We start from the raw sequence: 3,830 nt of genomic DNA, 5'->3' as shown, positions 1-3,830 counted from the left end.
TAAAGTTGAAAAACAATTGGAAATTATATATAATTTAGCAAAAAAGGAGCTTTTTTAGTTATCTAGGACAGCCCCAATTATTTTATTCCAATTTAAATTATAATAAAATTACAAAATTATAGGCCTAAACAAAAAATAGAAAACACTAATATTTACAAATAGTTAAAAAAAGTATATATTATTAACTCAACATGCACTTTGGAGAAAAACAAAAAATGAAAATATTAGGAATAGATACTTCTTGTGATGATACTTCCGTTGCTATAGTAGAAGATGGAAACAATGTTTTATCATCAGTATTAAGTTCTTCTATAGATGCTCATAAAGAATTTCAAGGTGTAGTTCCAGAGATAGCGGCAAGAAAGCATTTGGAAGCTATACTTTATGTAATAGATAAGGCATTAAAAGACGCTGACACAACATTAGATGATATAGATTTGTTTGCAGTTACAAATCGCCCTGGGCTTTTAGGCTCTCTTCTTGTAGGAGTTGGAAGTGCTAAGGCTTTGGCTTTTTCTCTTAACAAACCATTATTGGCATTAGACCATATAGCAGCACACATTTATTCACCTCACCTTACAAACAATATAGAGTTTCCGTATATAGCGTTAGTTGTTTCAGGGGGGCATACTATTATTACAGAGGTTCATGATTATGGGGAGTATAAAGTTGTTGGGACTACTTTAGATGATGCAGTTGGTGAGGCCTATGATAAGGTTTCTAAATTTTTAAATCTTGGCTATCCGGGAGGACCTATTATAGACAAGCTTGCAAGAGAAGGAGACAAAGAAGCTATAAAATATCCTATAGTGCTTCTTAATGGTGTTGATGAGTTTAATTTTTCTTATAGCGGACTTAAAACAGCTTGCGTATATTCTACACAAAAATATTTACAAAAAGGTTATGAGCCTACAAATGAAAATATAGCAGCTGCTTTTCAAATAAGTGCGATAGAGCCTTTATATATAAAGACACTTAAATATGTTGAAAAAAGCGGTATAAAGAGAGTTACATTATCTGGAGGGGTGGCATGCAATAGTTATTTGCGTGAAAGGTTTGGAAACTCCAAAGATTTTGAATGTTATCTTCCTGCTTTAAAATATACTACAGATAATGCGGCTATGGTTGCAGGGCTTGCATATTATATGAAAGATAAAGAAGAGTTTGCTGATTATGCTTTGGATTGCTCTTCGAGGGTTTTAAATAAAAAGTATAATAAAAATAAAAGCATAAAAAATTAATATATTTAGGAAATAAAAATGAACAGCAAAGAAAATCAATATTTCTACAGTGCTTTAAATAATATCAATAAAAGAGAATATGATAAGGCTATAGAGGATTTATTAAAGGTTATAGAATTAGATGAAAAGAATTTAGATGCTTATTATAATTTGGCTGCAGTTTATTATGATATTAAAGATTATGATAATGCTATAAAAACTTATAATAAATCTATAGAAATATATCCGCATGATTTTGATATTTATTATAGTAAGGCTCAAATATATTTAGAGAGAAATGAAATAGAAAAAGCTATAGAAGATTTAGAAAAAGCAATATCTCTAAATAAGGCTTATTCTGATGCTTATTATTTACTTGCTGTTTGCTATAGAAGACAAAAGAAATATAAAACAGCACTTAAATATTTAAAAGAGACTTTGAAATATAACAGTGAAGATTATATTGCTTATTATGACGTTTATAGAATATATAATATTTTTATAAAGCATGAAAAAGATAATGAGAAAAAAGAAAAATATGAAAAGCTCTCTCAAAAATATTTAAAAAAATCTGCTGATTTAGGTTATGATAAAGCTTTAGAGATATTAAAAGATTAATTGTTTATAAGAATATCCATTAACTTTGACTGCATATCTATATTATTATTTAAATCATTGCTTTCTAATTTTGTTTGAAATATCAACTCTGTAGAATTATTATTTTTTGAGAGAATATATATATAATCTCCAAGGATTAGAGCTTCTGAGATATCATGCGTAACATAGATAATAGTTTTATTTGTTTTTGTTTGTATGTTTTTAATTATATCTAATAATTCTTTTTTTCTTTTAATATCCTGACCTTGTAATGGTTCATCCATTAGTAAAAAATCTGAATTATAAGCTAATGCTCTTGCTAAGGATAATCTTTGCTTCATTCCGCCGCTAAGCTCATTTGGTTTGCTGTGTATATTATCAATGAGGTTGGTTATAGTTAATGCTTCTTTTATAGTTTTATCTCTTAGGTTTTTATTTTTGATTTTGTCTTTTAAGATATAATTAATATTCTCATAAGCGTTTAAATGATTTAATAATCTTGGCTCTTGATACACAAAAGAGGGGCTGTCAATTTGTTTAGAAATTATATTAAGAAGCGAAGTTTTTCCGCATCCTGATGAGCCTAATATAATATTTATTTTATTTATGTATAAACTAATAGAGAAATCTTTAAATATTATATTGTTATTGTATGAAAGGTTTATATTGTTTATTTGCAAAATGTTATCAATTATTTTTTTATCATCACAAATCATTTTGAAACCTCATTATAATTTCAAATATAATATTAAATATAATTGCAATCAAACAATATGCAAACAAACTAACTGTGTTTAAATATAAATGCGATTCATATAGTTTAGTTCCAAGTCCCAATGTTGGTAAAGTTATAATTTCTGAAGCTAATACGCTTTTCCAAGTCATACCCATTGATTGCGATATTGAAGTGAGTATATAGGGTTTTATTGACGGTATATACAAACTTATTAATTGATTTTTAAAAGACACATTATAAGAGTTTGACATTTCTATGAGATTTTTATCAATGTTTATAATTCCATTTACTACAGCATCATATATTATTGGAAATATTACAAATAAAGATACAAATATAGGCACTAAATTATTATTAAACCATAATACTGCTATTAAAATAAGAGGTATGGTTGGAATGGTTCTAATAAAGTTTATAATTGGCATTAAAATATATCTAATACTTTTAAATATTCCAGCAATTATTCCAAGTGTTATTGCAAGCAAAAATGAAAGAACAAAAGTAATTATCACCCTTACAAAAGTATATAACAAATTAGAGTAAAAATCTTTTTGATAAATTATATTTATTAAATCTAAAAATATTTTATCTATACTTGGGAAAATAATTTCAGAATTGATTTTTAAAGAAATAAAACTCCATATAGCTATGAATAATATGATGCCTATAAAAAAATATATAATCTTTTTTTTCATTGTTTTTTTATTATTTTAAATATGCTAAATCATTATTTAATTTTTTAATGATACTAAAAAACAATAAATTGTCAAATTATATTTATTATAGTTTTTTAAAAGTTGCTTTAAATTTTTTCTATAAAATGTTTTTTATACTTATTCCAATAAACATTGTAAACTCTTGTTTTGTTATTATCTAAGTTTAATTGATACATTCTAAAAGTTACTAATATATTTTTTGGCTGCCATAGTTCTTCATAGGTATATTTATAATGCATACCGATTTTTTTCATTATTTCTCCGCTTGCAATATTATTTATATCATGAGTTGCCGTAATATATTTGATATTATCATTTTTTAATTTCTCTATAACTTTTTTTGAAGCTTCTGTTATTATTCCTTTGTTCCAATATTCTTTTTTAAGTCCATATCCAAAATCATTACTATCATTATTGTTTTCAAAATGTATATAGCCTATAGGAATATTATCTTCTTTTAAGCAAACGGCATATCTATAAAAATTATGGGGCTGTCCTAGATAACTGAAATTTGTTAAAATTTAAGTATGAAACGCAGTAAATTAAGTAAAGATAAACAAT

Annotated in this window: 5 protein-coding genes; 2 read left to right on the top strand and 3 right to left on the bottom strand. The window is 25.6% G+C overall.

Features of this window, described 5'->3' with window-relative positions:
* Window positions 1–215 precede the first annotated feature (215 nt).
* Window positions 216–1,241, top strand: coding sequence for a tRNA (adenosine(37)-N6)-threonylcarbamoyltransferase complex transferase subunit TsaD (gene tsaD, locus Q0H31_RS12935; protein ID WP_288684971.1), 1,026 nt, complete (start codon window positions 216–218; stop codon window positions 1,239–1,241).
* Window positions 1,242–1,259: 18 nt separating this feature from the next.
* Window positions 1,260–1,838 carry a tetratricopeptide repeat protein gene (locus tag Q0H31_RS12930; protein WP_295298837.1) on the top strand — a complete coding sequence of 193 codons (579 nt, stop codon included), beginning with the start codon at window positions 1,260–1,262 and terminating at the stop codon, window positions 1,836–1,838.
* Here the strand turns inward: Q0H31_RS12930 and Q0H31_RS12925 are convergent.
* The 3 genes from Q0H31_RS12925 to Q0H31_RS12915 form a co-directional block, all read right to left on the bottom strand.
* Entirely contained in the window at window positions 1,835–2,533 is a 699-nt protein-coding gene (locus tag Q0H31_RS12925) for an ATP-binding cassette domain-containing protein (RefSeq protein WP_295298835.1), read from the bottom strand. The two genes, Q0H31_RS12930 and Q0H31_RS12925, sit on opposite strands and share 4 nt — an antisense overlap.
* Window positions 2,523–3,248 (bottom strand): ABC transporter permease, encoded by a 726-nt coding sequence (locus Q0H31_RS12920; RefSeq protein WP_295298833.1) that lies wholly within the window; start codon window positions 3,246–3,248, stop codon window positions 2,523–2,525. Before Q0H31_RS12920 ends, Q0H31_RS12925 begins: the two co-directional genes overlap by 11 nt.
* Window positions 3,249–3,355: 107 nt before the next feature.
* Window positions 3,356–3,790 (bottom strand): GNAT family N-acetyltransferase, encoded by a 435-nt coding sequence (locus Q0H31_RS12915; RefSeq protein ID WP_295298840.1) that lies wholly within the window; start codon window positions 3,788–3,790, stop codon window positions 3,356–3,358.
* Between the last annotated feature and the right edge of the window lie 40 nt (window positions 3,791–3,830).

Origin of the sequence: uncultured Brachyspira sp., assembly GCF_934747485.1 — a bacterium.
GTDB lineage: Bacteria > Spirochaetota > Brachyspiria > Brachyspirales > Brachyspiraceae > Brachyspira.
The sequence above is the reverse complement of the archived record's forward strand: the minus strand, read 5'-3'. Positions and strand labels throughout refer to the sequence as shown.

Coding starts and splice junctions, on each gene's coding strand:
- Q0H31_RS12925 (WP_295298835.1), bottom strand. CDS start 2,533: ATGATTTGTGATGATAAAAAAATAATTGATAACATTTTGCAAATAAAC.
- Q0H31_RS12920 (WP_295298833.1), bottom strand. CDS start 3,248: ATGAAAAAAAAGATTATATATTTTTTTATAGGCATCATATTATTCATA.
- Q0H31_RS12930 (WP_295298837.1), top strand. CDS start 1,260: ATGAACAGCAAAGAAAATCAATATTTCTACAGTGCTTTAAATAATATC.
- tsaD (WP_288684971.1), top strand. CDS start 216: ATGAAAATATTAGGAATAGATACTTCTTGTGATGATACTTCCGTTGCT.